The 21,134-nt window shown below is 64.1% G+C and carries 23 protein-coding genes and 1 tRNA gene; 10 read left to right on the top strand and 14 right to left on the bottom strand.

Going from position 1 to position 21,134, the window contains the following annotated elements; translation table 11 throughout:
- The first annotated feature begins 95 nt into the window (after positions 1 to 95).
- From ugpB to ASC75_RS08590, 5 genes are all read left to right on the top strand, one after another.
- Positions 96 to 1,406 carry a sn-glycerol-3-phosphate ABC transporter substrate-binding protein UgpB gene (gene ugpB / locus ASC75_RS08610; RefSeq protein WP_055973155.1) on the top strand — a complete coding sequence of 437 codons (1,311 nt, stop codon included), beginning with the start codon at positions 96 to 98 and terminating at the stop codon, positions 1,404 to 1,406.
- Positions 1,407 to 1,579: 173 nt separating this feature from the next.
- Positions 1,580 to 2,464 carry a sn-glycerol-3-phosphate ABC transporter permease UgpA gene (gene ugpA, locus ASC75_RS08605; RefSeq protein ID WP_055973152.1) on the top strand — a complete coding sequence of 295 codons (885 nt, stop codon included), beginning with the start codon at positions 1,580 to 1,582 and terminating at the stop codon, positions 2,462 to 2,464.
- Between the two features lie 189 nt (positions 2,465 to 2,653).
- Positions 2,654 to 3,502 carry a sn-glycerol-3-phosphate ABC transporter permease UgpE gene (gene ugpE, locus ASC75_RS08600; RefSeq protein WP_055973148.1) on the top strand — a complete coding sequence of 283 codons (849 nt, stop codon included), beginning with the start codon at positions 2,654 to 2,656 and terminating at the stop codon, positions 3,500 to 3,502.
- Entirely contained in the window at positions 3,502 to 4,548 is a 1,047-nt protein-coding gene (gene ugpC, locus ASC75_RS08595) for a sn-glycerol-3-phosphate ABC transporter ATP-binding protein UgpC (protein WP_055973144.1), read from the top strand. Before ugpE ends, ugpC begins: the two co-directional genes overlap by 1 nt.
- A gap of 258 nt (positions 4,549 to 4,806) precedes the next feature.
- Positions 4,807 to 5,610: a GGDEF domain-containing protein gene (locus ASC75_RS08590; RefSeq protein WP_162244912.1), complete on the top strand. Its 804-nt coding sequence runs from the start codon at positions 4,807 to 4,809 to the stop codon at positions 5,608 to 5,610.
- A gap of 6 nt (positions 5,611 to 5,616) precedes the next feature.
- Here the strand turns inward: ASC75_RS08590 and ASC75_RS08585 are convergent, their stop codons facing one another.
- The 7 genes from ASC75_RS08585 to ASC75_RS08555 all read right to left on the bottom strand — a co-directional run bounded on the left by ASC75_RS08585 (position 5,617) and on the right by ASC75_RS08555 (position 11,052).
- Entirely contained in the window at positions 5,617 to 6,498 is an 882-nt protein-coding gene (locus tag ASC75_RS08585; RefSeq protein WP_055973141.1) for a 3-hydroxybutyryl-CoA dehydrogenase, read from the bottom strand.
- Positions 6,499 to 6,609: 111 nt separating this feature from the next.
- The gene (locus ASC75_RS08580; RefSeq protein WP_055973138.1) at positions 6,610 to 7,539 is read right to left on the bottom strand and encodes an electron transfer flavoprotein subunit alpha/FixB family protein; all 930 of its coding nucleotides are present in this window, start codon (positions 7,537 to 7,539) and stop codon (positions 6,610 to 6,612) included.
- Positions 7,540 to 7,563: 24 nt separating this feature from the next.
- A complete protein-coding gene (locus ASC75_RS08575) occupies positions 7,564 to 8,313 on the bottom strand; it encodes an electron transfer flavoprotein subunit beta/FixA family protein (protein WP_055973135.1) in 750 nt (249 codons plus the stop codon).
- 222 nt (positions 8,314 to 8,535) lie between these two features.
- The gene (locus tag ASC75_RS08570) at positions 8,536 to 9,324 is read right to left on the bottom strand and encodes a rhomboid family intramembrane serine protease (protein WP_055973132.1); all 789 of its coding nucleotides are present in this window, start codon (positions 9,322 to 9,324) and stop codon (positions 8,536 to 8,538) included.
- An 87-nt stretch (positions 9,325 to 9,411) separates the two neighbouring features.
- The gene (locus tag ASC75_RS08565; protein ID WP_055973129.1) at positions 9,412 to 9,993 is read right to left on the bottom strand and encodes a cob(I)yrinic acid a,c-diamide adenosyltransferase; all 582 of its coding nucleotides are present in this window, start codon (positions 9,991 to 9,993) and stop codon (positions 9,412 to 9,414) included.
- Between the two features lie 6 nt (positions 9,994 to 9,999).
- Complete coding sequence (locus ASC75_RS08560) at positions 10,000 to 10,194, bottom strand: twin transmembrane helix small protein (RefSeq protein WP_055973126.1); 195 nt, start codon at positions 10,192 to 10,194, stop codon at positions 10,000 to 10,002.
- 24 nt (positions 10,195 to 10,218) lie between these two features.
- Positions 10,219 to 11,052, bottom strand: a complete 834-nt coding sequence (locus ASC75_RS08555; protein ID WP_055973395.1) for an SDR family oxidoreductase — start codon at positions 11,050 to 11,052, stop codon at positions 10,219 to 10,221.
- Between the two features lie 98 nt (positions 11,053 to 11,150).
- Between ASC75_RS08555 and ASC75_RS08550 the strand changes: the two genes are divergently transcribed.
- A complete protein-coding gene (locus tag ASC75_RS08550; protein ID WP_184117426.1) occupies positions 11,151 to 12,002 on the top strand; it encodes a YihY/virulence factor BrkB family protein in 852 nt (283 codons plus the stop codon).
- On the opposite strand, the gene ASC75_RS08545 is transcribed toward ASC75_RS08550, so the two are convergent.
- Entirely contained in the window at positions 11,969 to 12,862 is an 894-nt protein-coding gene (locus ASC75_RS08545; protein WP_055973392.1) for a DMT family transporter, read from the bottom strand. The two genes, ASC75_RS08550 and ASC75_RS08545, sit on opposite strands and share 34 nt — an antisense overlap.
- Positions 12,863 to 13,060: 198 nt before the next feature.
- Between ASC75_RS08545 and ASC75_RS08540 the strand changes: the two genes are divergently transcribed.
- Positions 13,061 to 13,348 (top strand): hypothetical protein, encoded by a 288-nt coding sequence (locus ASC75_RS08540; RefSeq protein WP_055973121.1) that lies wholly within the window; start codon positions 13,061 to 13,063, stop codon positions 13,346 to 13,348.
- 176 nt (positions 13,349 to 13,524) lie between these two features.
- Here the strand turns inward: ASC75_RS08540 and gluQRS are convergent, their stop codons facing one another.
- Entirely contained in the window at positions 13,525 to 14,400 is an 876-nt protein-coding gene (gene gluQRS, locus ASC75_RS08535) for a tRNA glutamyl-Q(34) synthetase GluQRS (protein ID WP_055973118.1), read from the bottom strand.
- 75 nt (positions 14,401 to 14,475) lie between these two features.
- Here gluQRS and ASC75_RS08530 point away from each other — a divergent pair, with 75 nt between their 5' ends.
- Positions 14,476 to 15,129, top strand: a complete 654-nt coding sequence (locus ASC75_RS08530; protein ID WP_055973115.1) for a DNA-3-methyladenine glycosylase — start codon at positions 14,476 to 14,478, stop codon at positions 15,127 to 15,129.
- Between the two features lie 118 nt (positions 15,130 to 15,247).
- A complete protein-coding gene (locus ASC75_RS08525; protein WP_055973389.1) occupies positions 15,248 to 15,805 on the top strand; it encodes an HNH endonuclease in 558 nt (185 codons plus the stop codon).
- 144 nt (positions 15,806 to 15,949) lie between these two features.
- Here ASC75_RS08525 and ASC75_RS08520 read toward each other — a convergent pair whose 3' ends face one another.
- Together ASC75_RS08520 and ASC75_RS08515 are read right to left on the bottom strand one after the other, a co-directional pair.
- The gene (locus ASC75_RS08520) at positions 15,950 to 16,462 is read right to left on the bottom strand and encodes a disulfide bond formation protein B (RefSeq protein ID WP_055973113.1); all 513 of its coding nucleotides are present in this window, start codon (positions 16,460 to 16,462) and stop codon (positions 15,950 to 15,952) included.
- 36 nt (positions 16,463 to 16,498) lie between these two features.
- Positions 16,499 to 17,086, bottom strand: a complete 588-nt coding sequence (locus tag ASC75_RS08515) for a YqaA family protein (protein ID WP_055973109.1) — start codon at positions 17,084 to 17,086, stop codon at positions 16,499 to 16,501.
- Between the two features lie 183 nt (positions 17,087 to 17,269).
- Between ASC75_RS08515 and ASC75_RS08510 the strand changes: the two genes are divergently transcribed.
- A tRNA-Leu gene (locus ASC75_RS08510) sits at positions 17,270 to 17,354 on the top strand.
- Between the two features lie 58 nt (positions 17,355 to 17,412).
- On the opposite strand, the gene ASC75_RS08505 is transcribed toward ASC75_RS08510, so the two are convergent.
- The 3 genes from ASC75_RS08505 to tcuA form a co-directional block, all read right to left on the bottom strand.
- Complete coding sequence (locus ASC75_RS08505) at positions 17,413 to 18,081, bottom strand: outer membrane protein (RefSeq protein ID WP_162244911.1); 669 nt, start codon at positions 18,079 to 18,081, stop codon at positions 17,413 to 17,415.
- A gap of 192 nt (positions 18,082 to 18,273) precedes the next feature.
- Positions 18,274 to 19,401, bottom strand: a complete 1,128-nt coding sequence (tcuB, locus tag ASC75_RS08500) for a tricarballylate utilization 4Fe-4S protein TcuB (RefSeq protein WP_055973103.1) — start codon at positions 19,399 to 19,401, stop codon at positions 18,274 to 18,276.
- On the bottom strand, positions 19,398 to 20,819 hold the full coding sequence (gene tcuA, locus ASC75_RS08495) for an FAD-dependent tricarballylate dehydrogenase TcuA (RefSeq protein WP_055973100.1): 1,422 nt from the start codon (positions 20,817 to 20,819) through the stop codon (positions 19,398 to 19,400). The genes tcuB and tcuA overlap by 4 nt, the downstream gene beginning before the upstream one ends.
- Positions 20,820 to 21,134: the final 315 nt, after the last annotated feature.

The raw sequence follows: 21,134 nt of genomic DNA, 5'->3' as shown, positions 1-21,134 counted from the left end.
TACGATCTCTACAAAACTGTTGTAGCGCTGTCATAATCCGACAATACTGCTCCCCGCGGAACTAAACATTTCGCCAACCAGAACGGGAGCGAGACATGAAGACCCTAGGCTTCGCGGCCGGTGTTGCCGCCACCATGACGCTGTTGTCCAGCACCTCCGCCTTCGCCGTCACCGAGATTTCATGGTGGCACGCCATGACCGGCGCGAACAACGAGGTCGTCGACCAGCTTTCCAAGGAATTCAACGAGAGCCAGAGCGAATACAAGGTCGTTCCGGTCTTCAAGGGCACCTATCCCGAGACGCTGAACGCCGGCATCGCCGCGTTCCGCGCCAAGCAGCCGCCGACGATCATGCAGGTCTTCGATGCGGGCACCGGCACGATGATGGGCGCCGAAGGCGCCATCAAGCCGGTGGCCGAAATCCTGTCGATGGGCGGCCAGGCCTTCGACAAGAGCCAGTACCTGCCGGGCATCGTCGCCTATTATTCCAAGCCCGACGGCACTATGCTGTCGTTCCCGTACAATTCGTCCTCGCCGATCCTCTACTACAACAAGGACATCTTCCAGAAAGCCGGCCTCGACGTCGACAACCCGCCCAAGACCTGGGGCGAGGTATGGGACGCCGCCAAGAAGATCAAGTCGAGCAGCGCAGCCCCCTGCGGCTTCACCTCGACGTGGCTGACCTGGATCCACACCGAGAATTTTGCCGCGTGGAACAACCTGTCCTACGGCACCAATGAGAACGGCATCGGTGGCACCGACGTCGAGCTCAAGATCAACGCTCCGGCCTTCGTCAAGCACTTCCAGGAACTGGCTGACCTCGCCAAGGATGGCACCTTCAAGTACGGCGGCCGCACCTCCGAGGCCAAGCAGATCTTCCTCGCCGGCGAATGCGGCATCTTCACCGAATCCTCGGGCGGCCTGGGCGACATCGTCAAGTCGGGCATGAACTACGGCACCGGCCAATTGCCCTACGAGGCGGATGCCGCGGGTGCGCCGCAAAACACCATCCCGGGCGGTGCTTCGCTGTGGGTCTTCGCCGGCTTGCCGGACGAGCAGTACAAGGGCGTCGCCGCCTTCTTCAACTTCCTGTCGCAGACGCCGATCCAGGCACGCCTGCACCAGGTCTCGGGCTACCTGCCGGTCACGCTTGCGGCCTATGAAGAGACCAAGAAGTCGGGCTTCTACGACAAGAACCCGGCCCGCGAGATCCCGATCAAGCAGATGATGGGCAAGGAGCCGACCGAGAACTCGAAGGGCGTCCGCCTCGTCAACCTGCCGCAGGTCCGCGACATCGAGAACGAAGAGCTCGAGAAGATGCTCGCCGGCCAGCAGACCGCCCAGCAGGCGCTCGACAACACGGTTGCGCGCGGCAACAAGGCGATCCAGGAAGCGATCGGGAACTGATCCCGCTCGTCTGCTCGGAATTGCCCCCCACCCTTACCCTCTCCCCGTGAAAAACGGGGAGAGGGGGCATCCACGTTCCCGCTTGTCCCTTCTCCCCGTCCTTTACGGGGAGAAGGTGCCGGCAGGCGGATGAGGGGCGGCATCAACGCCTGACGTCTGTCACGAGGCCCTCATTGTCCCCACGCGTCGTCTTCCCCAACAAGATCCTGCCTTACCTGCTGGTTGCGCCGCAGCTGGCGATTACGCTGATCTTCTTCTATTGGCCGGCCAGCCAGGCGCTGCGCCAGTCGATGCTACGGGAAGACCCGTTCGGCCTGTCGTCGAAATTCGTCTGGTTCGCCAATTTCAAGAAGGTCCTGTCGGACCCCAACTACCTGAATTCGATCCAGGTCACGGCGGTGTTTTCGATCGCCACCGCGGCCGTGGCCATGGGCACGGCTCTGCTGCTTGCGGTCATGGCGGAAAAGGTCATCCGCGGCCGCGGCGTCTACCGCACGCTGATGATCTGGCCCTATGCGGTCGCGCCGGCCATCGCCGGCATGCTGTGGCTGTTCCTGTTCAACCCGTCTATCGGCTCGCTCGCCTACGGCCTGCGCTGGCTCGGCATCAACTGGGACCCGCTGCTCGACGGCGAGCAGGCGATGGCCCTGGTCGTCGCCGCCGCCTCATGGAAGCAGATCAGCTACAATTTCCTGTTCTTCGTCGCCGGCCTGCAGGCGATCCCGAAGACCTTGATCGAGGCGGCAGCCATCGATGGCGCCAAGCCGACCAAGCGGTTCTGGACGATCGTCTTTCCGCTGCTCGCGCCGACCACCTTCTTCCTGCTGGTGGTCAACACCGTCTACGCCTTCTTCGACACCTTCGGCATCATCCATGCCGTCACGGGCGGCGGACCGGGCAAGGCGACCGAGACACTGGTCTACAAGGTCTACAATGACGGCTTCGTCAATCTCATCCTCGGCGACTCGGCTGCCCAGTCGGTGATCCTGATGGTCATCGTCATCGCGCTCACCGCCATCCAGTTCCGCTATGTCGAGAAGAAGGTGCATTATGGGTGAGACGATCTTTTCTTCTCGCCTTGCGGGAGAAGGTGGCCGAGTGCAGCGAGGTCGGATGAGGGGTGTTCAACAGAACACAGGCCTTCGTCCTTCAGACTTTTTGGCCGGCACATTCCTGGAGTACCCCTCAGCCGTCGCCTGCGGCGACACCTTCTCCCGCAAGGGGAGAAGGGAAGGCGGCATCCGCCCATGATCGACAATTCCCCCATCCGCACCTTCATCGCCCACCTCGTGCTGGTGCTTGGCATCCTGATCGTGGCGTTTCCGATCTACTACACCTTCGTCGCCTCGACGCATTCGCTGCAGACGATCCTGAGGCCGCCGCTGCCGTTGCTGCCGGGCGATCGCTTCGTCGAGAATTATTCCGAGGCGCTGTTCGGCGGCGTTGGCCGCATCGGCGGGGTCAGCGTGGCGACTTTGCTGTTCAACACGACGGTCGTCGCGCTCGGCATCGCCATCGGCAAGATCATCATCTCGCTGCTGTCGGCCTATGCCATCGTCTTTTTCCGCTTCCCGCTCCGCATGACGTTCTTCTGGCTGATCTTCATCACGCTGATGCTGCCGGTCGAGGTGCGCATCCTGCCGACCTACAAGGTCATGGTCGATTTCGGCCTGATCGACACCTATGCCGGCCTGATCGTGCCGCTGATCGCGTCGGCAACGGCGACGTTGCTGTTCCGCCAGTTCTTCCTCACCATCCCGGGCGAACTGGTCGAGGCCGCGCGCGTCGACGGAGCCGGGCCGTGGCGCTTCTTCTGGGATATCCTGCTGCCGCTGTCGCGCACCAACATCGCGGCACTGTTCGTCATCCTGTTCATCTACGGCTGGACGCAATATCTCTGGCCGCTGCTCGTCACAAACCGCAACGACATGAACACCATCGTCATTGCGCTGAGGAAGATGATCTCCTTCGCCGATGCCGACACCGAGTGGCATCTGGTGATGGTCACCTCCATGCTGGCCATCGTGCCGCCCATCCTGGTCGTGGTGCTGATGCAGCGCTGGTTCGTCCGCGGCCTCGTCGATACGGAGAAATAATGGCAACCGTCGATCTCAAGGACGTCAAGAAGGTCTATCCCGGCGGGGTCGAGGCGGTGAAGGGTGTTTCCATCGCCATACCCGACAAGCAGCTGTGCGTGCTCGTCGGGCCGTCCGGCTGCGGCAAGTCCACGCTGTTGCGCATGATCGCCGGGCTGGAAACGATCTCGGCCGGCACCTGCTCGATCGATGGCAAGGTGGTCAACGCCATCGGCCCGACCGAACGCGATATCGCCATGGTGTTCCAGAACTATGCGCTCTATCCGCATATGAAGGTCTATGACAACATGGCCTATGGCCTGCGCAACCGCGGCATGCCGAAGGACGAGATCGACAAGCGCGTGCGCGCCACCGCGCAGACGCTGGAACTTGCCCATCTGCTCGAGCGGCGTCCGCGCGAATTGTCCGGCGGCCAGCGCCAGCGCGTCGCCATGGGCCGGGCCATCGTGCGCAGCCCCAAGGTCTTCCTGTTCGACGAACCGCTCTCCAACCTCGACGCCAAGCTGCGCGGCCAGATGCGCGTCGAGATCAAGAACCTGCAGCGCCAGCTCGGCGTCACCTCGGTCTACGTCACCCACGACCAGCTCGAGGCGATGACGCTGGCCGACGTGCTGGTGGTGATGAATGCCGGCCTCGTCGAACAACTGGGCGCGCCGCTCGACATCTACGAGAAGCCGGCGTCGACCTTCGTCGCCTCGTTCATTGGCGCGCCGCCGATGAACCTCCTGCCGCTGCGCAGCGGCCAGCTCGAGGGTGCTGTCTCATTGCCGGCAATACCCACCAATGCCGCCACCATCGGCTTCAGGCCGGAGGATTGCGAAGTCGGCGCCGACGGCGCCGCGGCGGAGGGTGGGCTCCGCCTGATGGCCCGGGTGCAGGGTGTCGAGCCGGTCGGTGCAGAGAGTTTTCTCTACTGCGAGGCCGCCGGCGGACGCATCGTCGTTCGCGTGCCCGGCCGCACCGCCGTGGCGGTGGGCGACCAGTTGCCGGTGCTCACGCGGCGCGAGAAGCTGCATTTCTTCGGCGGCGACGGCAAGCGGGTCTGATTTGCAAAGGCTGCCAGGTGGTGCGTCCTTCGACAGGCTCAGGATGAAAGGCGCTGGTGCGGACACTCCTCTTCACTCCAAGCTAGCTTCGCGGTTGCGCATACGCCCCTCATCCTGAGCCTGTCGAAGGACGCACCACCCGGCAATCGCAACCGACAAGCTGACGATTGCCGAATCGCTCGCATTTGAGTGCCGGCGCTAACCCCTTGTTCATGCCGCTCGACCCAATATCGATGCAAGATCAAGGAGGTGGCAGCATTGCGGGCATCTTTGAAGAAGCTGTCGTGGAACGCGTGGCTGCAACTGGCCGGCTGGACGGTGTTCGGGACGCTCGGCTGCGTCGCGTTCTCGCTCGCCGTCACCTTCGTGCTTTTCAAGAATGTCGGCGCCGAGGTCTTCGACCTTGTTCTGATCGAGGCGACCGTGGTGCCGATCCTTCTGGCGGCGCCGCTGTTCTTCTATCTGACGCTGAAATTGCGCGAACTGGCGATCGTCAATCACAAGCTCGTCGTTGCGGCATCGACCGATGCCTTGACCGCCTGTCTCAACCGGGGTGCATTCTCCAGTCGCGTCAATGACGTGCTGGCGCGCGAGATCGAGCGCCGCAACCAGCGCGCCATGGGCGCGCTGCTGGTCATCGATGCCGACCACTTCAAGTCGGTCAACGACAGTTTCGGCCATGCCGAAGGAGATCAGGCGTTGCGTGTCATCGTTGCCGCGATCCAGCCCTGCCTGCGCTCGGACGACATGCTCGGCCGCCTCGGCGGCGAGGAATTCGCCGTCTTCCTGCCGGGCGCGTCACCCGTCAATGCCGCCGACATCGCCGAACGCATTCGTCGTTCGGTGGCGGAGGCGTCGTTCCAGCCTGCCGGCCGGATTCATCGGCTGACGGTCAGTGTCGGCGGGGCGGTGTTCAACAGGCCGGTCGGCTTCGAGGAGCTGTTCCGGGTCGCCGACCTGCATCTCTACGAAGCCAAGGGTGCGGGGCGCAATCGCGTCGAGCTTGCGCCGATGCCGCCGGACCAAACGCCCGGCTGGTATGCACCCAACCTCCTGAACTGACGGTCGTCAGCGCGTCGGGACCGGATGCTCGCCGCGATAGTCGTAGAAGCCGCGTCCGGTCTTGCGGCCGAGCCAGCCGGCCTCGACATATTTCACCAAGAGCGGGCAGGGGCGGTACTTCGAGTCCGACAGCCCGTCATGCAGCACCTGCATGATCGACAGGCAGGTGTCGAGGCCGATGAAGTCTGCGAGCTGCAGCGGGCCCATCGGATGGTTGGCGCCGAGCTTCATCGCCGTGTCAATGGCCTCGACGGTGCCGACCCCCTCATAGAGCGTGTAGATCGCTTCGTTGATCATCGGCAGAAGGATGCGGTTGACGATGAAGGCCGGGAAGTCTTCCGACACCGTCACCGTCTTGTCGAGGTGGCGGACATAGGCCTTGGCCGTCTCGAAGGTCTTGTCCTCGGTGGCGATGCCGCGCACCAGTTCGACCAGCTTCATCACCGGAACCGGGTTCATGAAGTGGATGCCGATGAAGCGTTCCGGACGGTCGGTCTGGGCCGCCAGTCGGGTGATCGAGATGGAGGAGGTGTTGGTTGCGAGGATCGCCTCGGGGTTCAACTGCGGGCAGAGCTGCGCATAGATCTTGCGCTTGATCGTCTCGTCCTCGGTCGCTGCCTCGATGACGAGGTCGGCGCTGGCGAGGTCGGCCATGGCAGGCGCCGAGCCGATGCGCGCCATGGCGTCTTTGCGGGCCTGGTCCTCGAGCTTGCCGGACGCGACCTGGCGCGCCAGGTTGCCGTTGATGGTGGCGATGCCCTTTTCGATGCGCTCCGGCGAAACGTCGTAGAGAAGCACGCTGTAGCCGGCCAGCGCGGACACGTGTGCGATGCCGCCGCCCATCTGGCCAGCGCCGACAATGCCGATCGTCTCGATCTTACCCGTCATCACACCTATCCCGTCGCATGCTTTTTTAGTTTTGTGCAATGCAAACTAAATGGCCGGGGTAGCATTCGTCTACCCCGGCCATCACATTTTAATCCCTGACGCGAGTGGGCGTCAAAGCGCCTTTTCGAGTTCCGGCAGGACGGTAAACAGGTCGCCGACGATGCCGTAGTCTGCGACCTGGAAGATCGGCGCTTCCTCGTCCTTGTTGATGGCGACGATGACCTTCGAGTCCTTCATGCCGGCGAGGTGCTGGATCGCACCCGAGATGCCGCAGGCGATGTAGAGGTCGGGCGCCACGACCTTGCCGGTCTGGCCGACCTGCCAGTCGTTGGGGGCGTAGCCGGCGTCGACGGCAGCGCGCGAGGCGCCGACGGCGGCACCGAGCTTGTCGGCGACGGGCAGGATGACTTCCTGGAACTTCTCGGCCGAACCCAGCGCACGGCCGCCCGAGATGATGATCTTGGCCGAGGTCAGCTCCGGACGGTCGCTCTCCGACAGCTTGTTCTCGACGAAGGTCGAGAGGCCGGGATTGGCCGCGGCCGCAACAGTCTCGACCGAAGCCGAACCGCCTTCACCGGCTGCCTGGAACGAGGCGGTGCGCACGGTGATGACCTTCTTGGCGCCGATTGCCTGCACCGTCTGGATGGCGTTGCCGGCATAGATCGGGCGCTTGAAGGTATCGGCCGAGACGACCTCGATGATCTCCGAGACCTGGGCGACGTCGAGCAGGGCTGCGACGCGCGGGGCGACGTTCTTGCCGGTCGAGGTCGCGGCGGCAACGATGGTGTCGTAGTTGCCGGCGAGGCCGACGACCAGTGCTGCGGTTGGCTCGGCCAGGCGCTCGGCCAGTTCTTCGCTTTCAGCGAGCAGAACCTTGCGCACGCCTTTCAGCTTGGCGGCTGCGTCAGCGGCTGCCTTGGCGCCCTTGCCGGCGACCAGGACGTCGATGTCGGAACCGATCTTCTGGGCTGCCGACAGCGCCTTGGCGGTCTGGTCGGAGAGCGAAGCATTGTCGTGTTCGGCGATGAGGAGAATTGCCATGTGTGTGATCCCTTTCCGCTTCGCTTAGAGCACGCCGGCTTCGTTCTTGAGCTTGTCGACCAGCTCGGCCACCGTCTTGACCTTGACGCCTGCCTTGCGGCCGCCCGGCTCTTCGGTCTTCAGCACCTTGAGGCGCGGGGCGATGTCGGCGCCGAAGTCGGCTGCCGACTTCTCGTCGAGCGGCTTCTTCTTGGCTTTCATGATGTTGGGCAGCGAGGCATAGCGCGGCTGGTTGAGGCGCAGGTCGACCGTCACGATCGCCGGCATCTTGAGCGACACGGTCTGCAGGCCGCCGTCGACTTCGCGCGTCACATTGGCCTTGTCGCCAGCGAGTTCGATCTTCGAGGCAAAAGTGCCCTGGGCCCAGCCGAGCAGGGCCGCCAGCATCTGTCCGGTCTGGTTCGAATCGTCGTCGATCGCCTGCTTGCCGAGCAGCACCAGGCCCGGCGTCTCCGCCTCGACCACGCCCTTCAGCACCTTGGCGACGCCGAGCGGCTCGACGGCTTCATCGGTCTTGACCAGGATGGCGCGGTCGGCGCCCATGGCGAGTGCGGTGCGCAGCGTTTCCTGGGCCTGGGCAGGTCCGATCGAAACCACCACGATTTCCTCGACCTTGCCGGCCTCCTTGAGGCGGATCGCCTCTTCGACCGCGATCTCGTCGAACGGGTTCATCGCCATCTTCACATTGGCGAGTTCGACGCCCGAACCGTCGCCCTTAACCCGAACCTTGACGTTCGCATCGACAACCCGCTTCACCGGGACGAGAACTTTCATGGGCTGGTACCTCTCTGAACAGCGATGTGAGCCGCGCTATAGCAGCGCTCGGGCCGACGCAATTGTCGATTGCCGACATATTGGGCGGAAAAACAGACTTGATCTCGCGCTTTTGGTGGCGGGAGGGCTGCCGCAAGCGGCGGGAACGTAGTTGTGGCTAACGTTAACGTCAATATCTGCTTCAAGCTCAAATCGTTTGAAACAAACCGAGCTTTCGCGGGCTTATTGCCGGCCCCAGCGCGGTGCCGGTTGCGCCGTCGGCGGCTCCGGCGTCGCCGGCTCGGGCATGGCGGGCGCTTCGGTCTTTTCGGGGCTTGGCACGGCCTCTTCCGCATCTGCAAAGAGCGGCACGTCGCGCCTGCGCAGCACCAGCACCAGCACGGCGCCGGCAATAATGCCGCCGACATGGGCAGCCCAGCTGACCTCGTCGTCACCACCGATGGCGATCATCGTGAACTGGAACAACACCCACAGTACCAGCGGGATCCAGGCCGGAATGCGCAGCGGGATACGGGCAAAGGCGAGGACCCACACCTTCACGCGCGGATAGAGAATCAGATAGGCGACGACGATGCCGGCGATGGCGCCCGAGGCGCCGATCAACGGCGTCTGGGAATCGGGCAGGATCAGGCCATGCAGGAAAGCGCCGGCGACTGCGCAGAGCAAATAGAAGACCAGGAAGCGGAAATGGCCGAGCGCGTCCTCGACATTGTCGCCGAACACCCACAAAAACAGCATGTTGCCGCCGAGATGCAGGATGTCGCCATGCAGGAAGGAATAGGTGACGTAACTCAGCTTTTCCGGGATGATGATCAGGTCGGGAGACAGCTCGGCAAGGTCATGCACCACCGAGGGGATGTAGCCGAGGCCGAGGACCGCGGCGGTCGCGAACTCCTCGCTGCCGAGCGACGTCGCGAAATAGACGATGACGTTGATGGCGATCAGGCCGAACGTCACATATTGCAGGCGGATGTGGCGCAGCCGGTTCGAATCGTAGAGCGGAATGAACATGCGTTTCGCTTCCGCCCTCCCGGCGACAGCATCGACCCGAAATCGATTTCGGAAAGTACGATGCGCAGATTCAAGCTTTCAGGCCAATCAGCGGTTCTTGCCGGGAACCCATAGCACATCGGCTTTTCCGTTGTCATTGACCACGCGCGCGGCGACGAACAGCAGGTCCGAGACGCGGTTGATGTAGCGGATGCCTTCGCGGTTGACGTGCTCGTCCGGGTCCTGGGTGAGAGCCACCATCACGCGCTCGGCGCGCCGGGCGACCGTGCGGGCGAGGTGAAGGGCCGCCGCCGCCGGCGAGCCGCCGTTCAGAACGAAGGACCGGAGCGGGGCGAGGTCGGCGTTGAGCCGGTCGATGTCGGCTTCGATGCGCGCGGTCTGACTGGCGATGATGCGCAGCGGCTCGTAGCCGAGGTCCTTGCCGGTATCGGGCGTCGACAGGTCGGCGCCGAGGTCGAACATGTCGTTCTGGATGCGGCCGAGCATGGCGTCGATGTCGGGGTTTTCGGTTGCCGTGTGCACCCGGGCCATGCCGATGCAGGCATTGGCTTCGTCGACCGCGCCATAGGCTTCGACGCGCAGGTCGGATTTCAGCCGCCGCTCGCCGCTGCCAAGGCCGGTCGTGCCGTCGTCGCCGGTACGGGTGTAGATCTTGTTGAGCTTGACCATCCCAGTTCAGCCGCCGCGTGTGAAATAGAGGGTCAGCAGGATGAACACCAGCGCCACCGCCTGCAACAGCACGCGCGCCTGCATCAGCTTGTTGGAGGCGTTGCCCGAGCCGCCGCGCAGCATGTTGATGAGGCCGCGGATCAGGACGACCACGACTGCGAACATGAAGACGACGGCGAGGATGTTGAATACGGTAGCCATTTGGGTTCCAGTTCGGTTGGCCGGTCAGGCTTGGCGGGCCAGAATTCGGTAGAGCAGCGAGGCGGGCAGGAGGCGCTTCAGCACGACGCCGATTCTCGCCGGGGTCGTGACAACATAATGCGGACGCGGGCGCGGCGACAGCAGGGCGTGTCGCAATACCGCATGAACCGCTTCCGGCCCCAGCTTCATCCGCGATTTGGAGCCGCCGCCGGAAAGTCTCGCGAGTTGTGCGCGATAGGCTTCGTGGTGGACCGAGCGCTCGTGATCGATGTAGCGCAGGAACCAGGCCAGCCCGTTGGTGGCGATCTTCGACGTCACAGGGCCTGGCTCGATCATCGCGACATGGACGCCCGTTCCGGCGAGCTCCTGGCGCATGCACAGCATCAGGCCTTCCAGCGCATGCTTGGAGGCGGCATAGGCGCCGCGAAACGGCACCGGCGTCAGGCCCAGGATCGACGAGCAGTTGACGATGCGGCCATGTCCCTGCGCGCGCATGACCGGCACGATGCGCCGGGTCAGGTCGTGCCAGCCGAAGAAATTGGCCTCGAACTGGTCGCGCAGCGCCGCCATGGGCAGGTCCTCGACCGCGCCGGGCTGGGCATGCGCACCGTTGTTGAACAACGCGTCGAGCCTGCCGCCGGTGCGCTCCAGTACGGTCGCCACCAGCGCCTCGATCGATTGCGGCTCGGCATAGTCGAGATAGAGCGCCTCGATGCTGTCGGCTTCCAAGGCTGCGATGTCCTCCGGCTTGCGTGCCGTGGCGAATACGCGCCAGCCTTCCGCGTGCAGCGCACGGGCGCAATGGGCGCCGATGCCAGACGACGCGCCAGTCACGATTATCGTGCGTAACTCCTTGATCGGGTTCACTTCGCTGCCGCCAACACTTGCCAACCGGGGCAAACCCTTCCCATATTCGCGCCCTGGAAACAATCGGACGGAGCGGTAAACTGGAGTTGATGCGCAAGATCGTCGCCACGAGGCGCGTGCTCTTCGACGCAGCCGGCCACTTCCATGACGACGACGGCTGGGCGATGGCCAGTCATCTCGCCATCTCGACGCTGATGGCGCTGTTTCCGTTCCTCATCTTCGCCACCACGCTTGCCAGCTTCCTCGGCGCCGATGCCTTTGCCGAAACCGCCGTGCACCTGGTGTTCGACACCTGGCCCGAGCAGATCGCGGCACCCATCGCACGCGAAGTGGTCAACGTGCTGACCGTGCCGCGCACCGACCTCTTGACCTACGGCGTCGTGCTTGCAGCCTACTTCGCCTCCAACGGCGTCGAGGCGCTGCGCACCTCGCTCAATCGCGCCTACCGCGTCGCGGAAACCCGCACCTTCTGGTTCCGCCGCATCCAGAGCCTGATTTTCGTGTTGATCGCCACGATCAGCTTCGTTGCCATCTCGGTGCTGCTGGTGTTCGCGCCGATCATCGCGCGCCTCCTCGAGGCCAAGTTCGAGTGGATCCAGCCCTATATGGGCACCATCACCGTGTGGCGCTTCACCATCGCCTCGGCGGTCATCGTGTTCGGGCTGTTTGCCGTGCACATCTGGCTGCCCGCCGGCCGCCGGCGCTTCATGAGCATCCTCCCCGGCATCGTCTTCACGCTGCTCGCCTGGCTCGCCGGGTCGACGATCTTCGCCGCCTATCTCGACACATTCTCGTCCTACGTCACCACCTATGCCGGCCTCGCCTCGATCATGATCGCGGTGGTGTTCCTCTACATCGTCTCGGCGATCTTCATCCTCGGCGGCGAGCTCAACGCCGCGATCAGCCGCTATCTCGAGGCCCGCGCCCGCGTGCCCGGCTGAGCCATGGCAAGGCCGACGCCCAGCGTGGCGATCGCCATGCCGACGAGCTGGATCGCCGACAATTGCTCGCCGAACAGCAGCCAGGCGATGACCGCAGTCACGGCCGGCACGAGGTAGAACAGCGAGGCGACCTTCGACATGGCGCCGTCGCGGATCATCACCATCAGCAGGAATATCGCGCCGATCGACAGCACGAACACCAGCCAGGCCATGGCGAAAATCAGCTCGCCATTGACCGTCATCTGCCGCGTCTCGAATGCCAGCGAGGCGATGGTCGTCAGGAGCGCCGCGCCGACATATTGCCAGAAGGTGCCGGTCACGAGGTCGCCCGATGCGCCGACGCGCTTCTGCCAGATGGTGCCGGCACTGATGCCGGCCATGGCGATGATGGATGCCGTCAGCGTTTGCCAGGTCACGCCGCCGCCGAGCGCGCCGAGCTTGGGCGACAGCACGATGACCACGCCGGCGAAGCCCGTGGCGAGCCCGACCCAATGGCGCGGGCGGATCTCTTCGCCCAGAAGCTTGCCTGCCAGCACCGCCGTCACCAGCGGCTGAAGGCCGGCGATGAGCGCCGACAGCCCGGCCGGCAGGCCCTGGTGGATCGCCCAGAACACGCCGCCGAGGTAGACGCCGTGCAGCAGCATGCCGATGAGCACGGCATGGAGCGCCGCGCGCCGCGAGAGCCGGGCCGAGCCGAGCGCCAGCATCACGCCGCCGAGGATCAGGAAGGCGAGCACGAAGCGGATGGCAAGGAAGGTGAATGGCTCCGCCCACGGCATGGCGTAGCGCGCGCCGATGAAGCCGGTTGCCCACAGCAGCACGAAGGTGGCCGGGATCAGCCGCTTTGGAGAGGATGTCATGGGCCACCGTGCGTCGCCGGACACCGCGCCCGGTAGGGAGTTCATGCGATCGCTCTAATGCCGAATATTCGCGCAAGCAAAATGAAACGATTGATCCATAGATTCACCGAACCTGATCTGACGACCCGATCTGGGTGATGCACACCCCGGGAGGCGGCCCGGTAGAAACTGCACAGTCGGCCTCTGAAAGGACCGAAGATGTTGTGGAATCTCGATCCGGGCTGGTTGATGATGGCAATCGCCTTCGTCGCCGTCATGGCGTTCTTCTTCGGCGCAGCACTCGACGCCATCATGAAGGACGACGGCTTCGGCCCAACGGGCAACATGCTGCTGTTCACTGTCGGCTTCTTTGGCGCCGTTCTGGTCGCCAACAGCTATGGCATTACGCTGCGCGACCTGAACCTCGCCGTCGCCTGGGGGCTTGGCGGCGCCTTCGTCTTCATCAGCGTGCTGGCGCTGGTCAAGGCGGGATTTGCCAGGTTCTGACGGCGGTTGTCTGGTCGTGCGTCCTTCGACAAGCTCAGGATGAGGAGCGTAACTGTTGCCAGCACCACCGTCGAGAAGTTCGACGACATTGCGACGGCACCAACGGTCCTCACCCCGAGCTTGTCGAAGGACGCACGACCGCCTAACTGCACCGCCCGTCGGTTGGACGGTGCGACCTAATATCCCAGCATCCGCCTGACGCCTTCCGACGTCTCGCCGGCCTCGCGCAATGCCGCGAGGCCGGTGTCGCGTTGGCTTTTCGACAGCTTGCGACCGTCCGGACCGAGCACCAGTCGGTGGTGGAAATAGCTCGGCTGCGGCAAGCCGAGCATCTCCTGCAGCAGCCTCTGCACCGACGTCGCGAAATAGAGGTCGCGGCCTCGCACGACATGGCTCACCCCCTGCAGCGCGTCGTCCATGACCACCGACAGGTGGTAGCTGGTCGGTATCTCGCGCCGGGCGATGACGACGTCGCCCCATTGCAGCGGGTCCGCCGCCACGTCGGTGGTCGAGGGCATGGTTTCATCCGCCCATTCCCGCCAACTCAACCGGCCCTTCAGCCTGGCCAGTGCCCCCGCCGTGTCGAGCCGCCAGGCGAAGGGCGCGCCGGCATCGATACGCTGCATGCGCTCGTTGCGCGACATGGTCTTGTCCGTGCCGGGATAGAGCGGGGCGCCGTCGGGATCGCGCGGCCAGGTCTTTCCCGTTGCCTCGAACGCCATGATCGCGGCGCGGATGTCGCCACGGCTCATGAAGGCGGGATAGACCAGTCCTTCGCGCCTGAGGCGTTCGAGTGCTGCTTCATACTCGCCGAAGTGTTCCGACTGTCGGCGCACCGGCTCTTCCCAGTCGATGCCCAACCACGCCAGATCGCGGAAAATGCCGGCGTCGAACTCCGGCGTGCAGCGGGTGACGTCGATGTCCTCGATGCGCAGCAGCAGCCGGCCGCCGGCGGCGTTGGCCATGCGCTGGTTGGTCAGGGCCGAAAGCGCGTGGCCGAGATGCAGTTCGCCATTCGGGCTCGGGGCGAAGCGGAAGACAGGAGCAGTCATGAGCGTTGCGGTTTCGCATTGAACGGTTGCCTTGCCGATTGCTACGGTGCCCGACGCAACCTAACAAGTGACGCCATGCGCCGGATCTCCAGTCTCGACGACGTCCACCGCGGTCTCGACGCGCTTTGCGCGGTCGACCGGCGGCTCGAGGCCGTGCGCGGGATGGCCGGCGAGGTGCCGCTCAGGCTGACCGAGCCCGGCTTTGCCAGCCTCGCCTCGATCATCGTTTCGCAGCAGGTGTCGACGGCGAGCGCCAAGGCGATTTTCGGCCGTCTTGCCACGCTTGTCGACCCGCTGACGCCGGCAGCATTGCTCGCCGCCGGCGAGGACTTGTTCCGCGAAGCGGGTCTGTCGCGGCCCAAGCAGCGCACGCTGCTGGCCGTCGCCCAGGCTGTCGCCGACGGCCTCGACCTCGACAGACTCTGCCGGCTGGAGGCGCAGGAGGCGATGGCGACCATGGTCGCCATATCGGGCATCGGGCCATGGACGGCGGAGGTCTATCTGTTGTTTGCCGCCGGTCATCCCGACATCTTCCCGGCCCGCGACGTCGCCCTGCAGTCGGCCGTCGGGCATGCGCTCGGCATCGATCCGCGGCCCGGCGAGAAGGCGCTGATTCGGCTTGCCGAATCATGGGCGCCGTGGCGGGGGGTCGCGTCGCGACTGTTCTGGGCGTATTATCGCGAGACCCGGGGCCGCGATGGCGCGCCGCCGGCCGGAAATCCCGCCTGAATGCGCAAAATCGCGTATTTTTGACGGGCTTTGTGACCGACTAGGCGCTTCACATTCCTGTCACCTCGGGCTTACAGTATCCGCACCGTTGGGTTCGGGAGCCAAGGAGGTACGCGAAGTGACGGTTGCCGTGTCTCCGGATGGGCTCCCAGCACTAGTGCTGAATGCGGATTATCGTCCGCTCAGCTACTACCCCTTGTCGCTCTGGTCCTGGCAGGACGCGATCAAGGCTGTGTTCCTCGAACGCGTCAACATCGTTGCCGAATACGAGCACGCCGTTTCCTCGCCGACCTTCTCGATGAAGCTGCCCAGCGTCGTCAGCCTCAAGACCTATGTGAAGCCGTCGCGCTATCCGGCCTTCACCCGTTTCAATGTATTCCTGCGCGACCGCTTCCAGTGCCAGTATTGCGGCACGCCGGAGGACCTGACCTTCGACCACGTCATCCCGCGCCACAGCGGCGGGGCCACGACCTGGGAAAACGTCGTCGCCGCCTGCTCGCCCTGCAATCTCAGGAAGGGCGGCATGATGCCGGCGCAAGCCAAGATGTGGCCGCTGCAGAGGCCGTTCCAGCCGACCGTGCACGACCTGCACAACAACGGCCGGCTGTTCCCGCCCAACCACCTGCACGAAAGCTGGATGGATTATCTATACTGGGATGTCGAACTGGAGCCGTAGAGCCGCTTCGTTCTTCTCCCCGTTTACGGGGAGAAGATGCCGGCAGGCAGATGAGGGGCCGAGCCGGTCTTTCAGGAGTAATCGCTGCCCCTCATCCGGCCCTTCGGGCCACCTTCTCCCCGCAGGCGGGGAGAAGGAAAGGCTTTACTTCCTGAACGCACCACGCAGGGCCACGACCGCCAGGAAGGCGCTGGCGAGCACGTTCCAGCCGGCGAAGGACAGGCCGAGCACGCGCAGTGCCGCATCCTCGCAGCGCGGCGGCACGACCTCGTTGAGCACGTCGAGCAGGCCCTTGCCGCCGGTGTCGACGGTGCCGCTGACTGCTGCGCAGTCGGTCGGGCCGGACCACCAGCGCCATTCGACGCCGGCATGATAGGCGCCGAGATAAAGTCCATAGAGCATCAGCAGGCCGCCGAGGGCGAGCAATGCGCGGGTCAGCCAGGCCGGCCAATGCATGGCCGAGGACAGGGCGGCCAACGCCATCAGCGGCACGCCGACATAGTAGGGCGTGCGCTGCTCGAGGCAGAGCTTGCAGGGCATGTAGCCGCCGATGTGCTGGAAGCCGAGCGCGGTGCCGACGACGACGGCCATGGCAACGGCGAGGAAGAGCGCCGTCAGCGTCTGGCTGCGTCCGCTCGGGGAGGCGAGGGTGGTCATTGCGTGTTGCCCAGTCTGGTTACCGGCACTTGCCGTTCAGTGGAGGTACTTGACGAGAAGATAGAGCAAAATAAGGGCAGCGGCGGCGACGCCGGCCAGCAGGCCGAGGCGCTTTTCGATGAAGTGCCTGATCGGCTCGCCATAGGTCCTGAGCAGCCAGGCCAGGAACAGGAAGCGGGCGCCGCGGGCGATGATCGCCGAGACGATGAACCAGCCGAGCGGAAAGCCGACGACGCCGGCAAGGATCGTCACCACCTTGATCGGCGGCAGGTGGGACAGCCCCGAGGTGACCAGCATCAACAGGATGATTCCGGTGCCGGATGCGACCTTGAGCGCTTCGAACTCGTCATACTTGCCGTAGAATTCGAGCACCGGCTTGGCCACCGCCTCGAAGGCGTAGTGGCCGAGGAACCAGCCGGCGATGCCGCCGAGCACCGAGGCCACCGTCGCCACGATGGCGTAGCGGTAGGCGCGGTCGGGCCGCGACAGCGCCATCGGCAAATAGAGCACGTCGGCTGGAACCAGGAAGATCGAGCTTTCGATGAAGGCGATGAAAGCCAGCCACCATTCGGCGGATTTCCTTGCCGCGAGCGACAAGGTCCAGTCGTAGAGTCGGCGAAGCATCTGGCCCCCTAGGATAACGCGCTGCCTGTTTAGGAAGAATTGCCGTGCCGCACAATGCGTGAGGACTTCACGAATGCGAAACGAGCTTTACTTGCACAATCTGTCGCACAATCGCACGCCTGGGCAGTTGACGGGCGGGTGGCTGACCGTATAGTCCGCGACCGTTCTGTCCGTTTAGGGCAGGCCCCTATGGCGGAATTGGTAGACGCGCTCGACTCAAAATCGAGTTCCGCAAGGAGTGCTGGTTCGATCCCGGCTAGGGGCACCACCAACTTGGTGGAAGCCAATAAATCAGCAGTTCAAGGGCTTGAACGCCGTGAATGGCGTCAGAACTTGTAGGCGATGCCGAAGCGGAAGTCGTGCGACGACAGCGTGATATGGGCATCATCGATTCTGAAGAAGTCCGGCTGCGCGAAGCTTTTTGAACCATAATCAGAATAGCGGTACTCGGCGCGCAGGACGAGACTGTCGGTGGCGGCATATTCGGCGCCCAGGCCGACATTCCAGCCGACCATGGTCTCGCTTTCCGCATAGTGCACAAAGCCGGTATCCCTGATGAAATCGAAGTCGTATTTCGCCACGGAAAGCCCGCCCGCCACATATGGCAGGACCCGACCCATTGCATAGCCGAGGCGTGCACGAAGCGCGGCTGTGTACTTGATCTCGGCGCTTGCTGTCGGAACCGGGATGCCGCCTACCCACCAGTAGTCATTGCTTCCCTTGATGCCCGTGAAGTTCAGGTCGCCGTCAATGCCCAGAACGACATTGTTGGACATCTGAAAATTGTAGCCGGCGTAGACGCCACCAAAGAAGCCGTCAGGATCGTAGTTGACGTATTCGGTCGGGAAGTCCGTGTTTGTGTAGAGGGATTGACCTAAAGCATACCCAGCCTGCACACCGACATACGCTCCCGACCAGTCGTAAACCTGATCCTGTGCGGCAGCGGTTCCGGCGCCAAGCGCCAGTGCGCTCGCGGCAATCAATAGCTGTCTCATAGGTCCTCCCAGTACAATCGTCCGTGGGGGATAACACGCTTCCTGACACCTGAAAAGGAATCGCCATTGCCGAAACAACGTGGCCCAAGGTGCATCGTATTTTATTAGAGATTGCGGATATAAAGGCTTTTCATCGTACCGCATTTTGATCCACGAAAGCTTGGTTGCTTGACGATGACGCCGGTTTCTCGGTCAGGCGCCGCCGATCTGCCGCCTTTCCCTGGCGTAGCGCACCAGGGCCAGGAACCGGTAGATACCGTGGACGAACTTGCCGTAGGGCATGGTGACGAAGAGGCTGAAGACGACGCCGAGGTGAAGGGCGAGCATCAGGCCCATGGCGGGCGTGGCCCGCAGAACGAGCAGCAGCAGGCCCGTCAGGCTGGTCAGGAACAGCATGGCGAGGAAGGCGACGTCCATGCCGGTGCGCGAGCCGTCCATGAGGACCGGGTTGCGCAGCCATTTCGCGTGAAGCAGGCCGGCAGGCCCGACGAGGAGGCCGATGCCGCCGACCGTGCCGAGCACGACCGGGAGATCGTAGACCGGGTAGGGCGCCTCCATGCCGAGCACGTAGTGGTAGAGCGTCGCCGTCGACGTCGCCGCAAAGCAGAGCATGAAGCCGTAGAAGGTCATGTGATGGTAGAGGCGCCGGCGGTCGGTCGGGGCCTCATCCTCGTTCATGCAGCCGACGCCGCCGCCGTCGAGATGGCGCAGGCTGCACGCATCCTTGATCGCCTGCCAGAGCGAGGCAGGTTCGGCGAGCGTCGTGGCGGGCTCGCCGATGTCCTTCCAGAAATTGCGGACGCCCATGGCGAGAGCGACGAGGGCATAGGCAAAGGCGGCGCCGAAGAGCAGGGCCATCGCATCGTGCGGCATCAGCTTGTAGAACGCGCCGGGGCCGGTATGCACGCCGAAGACCACGGACGGGTCATGCCAGGCAGCAAAGCCGGCGACGAAGACCGCGACGCTCACAGCGGCGATGAGGCTGATCGCCAGCCCGTTGCGGTCGAAAAGACCGGCACAGGCGCGCGGCCAGGCATAGGCGCGGTAGGAATCGTTGCGCACGATCGCCAGCGTCTTCGGCACGTTCACGTCGAACTCGTGCGGCGGCGAGAACTGGCAATCGTGGAAGCAGGCGCCGCAGCTGTGGCAGAGATTGGCGAGGTAGTTGAGGTCGCCGTCGGAGAAGGCGCGCCGCATCTCCATTGCCGGAAAGACGGCGCACAGACCCTCGCAGTAGCGGCAGGAATTGCAGACCGTCATCAGGCGGTCGGCCTCGGCGAGGCTTGCCGTCGCGTGCGCCGGCTGGGCGTGGATGTTCATGCGGCCTCCGACGACGGGCAGGTGGACGAAACGAGGGCAGCGGCTTCGCGGCCGGCGATGCGTCCGAAGACGCTGCCGATCGTCATGCCTATGCCTGCGGCATAACCCTGGCCGAGCACGTTGCCGGCCATGATCTCGCCGGCGGCGAACATGTTGGCTGCGGGTCGCCCGTCATCCATCAGCATGCGCGCCCGCCGGTCCACCTTGACGCCGAGATAGGTGAAGGTGATGCCCGGCCGGACCGGATAGGCATAAAAGGGCGCCTGCTCGATGCGGCGCGCCCAATGGCTCTTGGCGGGCTCGATGCCTTCGGTGCGGCAGTCGTCGAGGCTCGTCTGGTCGAAGTGTCCGGGCTGGACGGCATCGTTGAAGCCGGCGACCGTACGTTCGAGCGCCGCCGGCTCGAGGCCGAGCTTGCCGGCCAACTCGCCCAGCGTCGAGGCCTTCACCGGGGGAAAGAGCGACGGCATGAAGAGGTCGAGCGACGGAGCGTCGAAGACGATATAGGCGATCTGGTCGGGCTGGGCGGCGACAAGGCGCCCCCAGATGGCGTAGCGCTTCGGCCAGACGTCCTCGCCCTCGTCGTAGAACCGCTCGGCGTGCTTGTTGACGACGATGCCGAAGACGACGCAGTCGAGGCGGGTGATGATGCCGCCGTCGAACTTCGGCGCGCGCGCGTCAATCGCCACGGCATGGCATTGCGTCGGATCGCCGATCTGCCCGACGCCGCTGTCGATCAGCATCTTCAGCACCGTGCCGCGGTTGTAGGGGGTGCCGCGGATCAGGAAGTTCTCGGCGATCTCGCCCCAGCCCTCTTTCAGCCATTCGATGTTCGCCTCGAAGCCGCCGCAGGCGGCGACGAAGGTTTTTGCGCGAACGGTGGTTTCTGTGCCGGCGTGCCGGACCCGGGCGGCGCGGAATTGCGACCCTTCGATGTCGAGGCCCACCACCTCCGCGTCATAGACGACTTCGACGCCGAGGCTTTCGGCGGTGCGGTAGAGGGCATTGAGCATCGCCCGCCCGCCGCCGAGGAAGAACGAGTTGGTGCGCCCGAGGCTGAGCGTGCCGCCGAGGGAGGGCTGGAAGCGCACGCCTTGCTCGGCGATCCAGGTCAGCATCTTCTTGGATTCGGCGATCATCATGCGCGCCAGATCTGCGTCGGTGTTGCCTCCGGTCACGCGGAGCAGGTCGTCAAAGAACTCGTCCTCGAAATAGGGGCCGGACAGGGTTTCGGTCGCCTCATCGTGGGCGCAGCGCATGTTGCGCGTGTGGCGCGTGTTGCCGCCGCGATAGAAGCGCGGCGCCGCTTCCACGACGAGGACGCTGGCGCCGGCGCGCCGGGCGCTGATGGCCGCGCACAGTGCGGCATTGCCGCCGCCGGCGACGAGCACGTCGTAGTCTGTCGATGCGCCGATCATCACCTGGAACCGATCCGCCTTTGCAGTTGATTTGACCTCCGCGTCTTATTGCACACATTTGTATACAGTCAAGCTTGCCACGACTGGTTGGTTGCCTGGAGGGTTTTCGATCGGTGAAAATGAAATGAAAACAAGGCTTCGCCATTGGAGAAGCCCCCATTCGCCTAATGGCAGTATGCAAATAGATGCATTACTGTGGCGGGATTGCGGGAATCCGCTATATGCCAGTCGACGATGCCAGCGGTCGGCATGGTAAAGAGAATATGCGCCGAACCAGCGCACGCGCCGCCTTGAACGGCTCGGGTTGCTTGGGAG

The sequence above is a fragment of the Aminobacter sp. DSM 101952 genome, from assembly GCF_001424795.1.
Classification (GTDB): Bacteria; Pseudomonadota; Alphaproteobacteria; order Rhizobiales; family Rhizobiaceae; genus Aminobacter; species Aminobacter aganoensis.
Note: the sequence above shows the minus strand (reverse complement) of the source record. Positions and strands in the feature narration are given on the sequence as shown.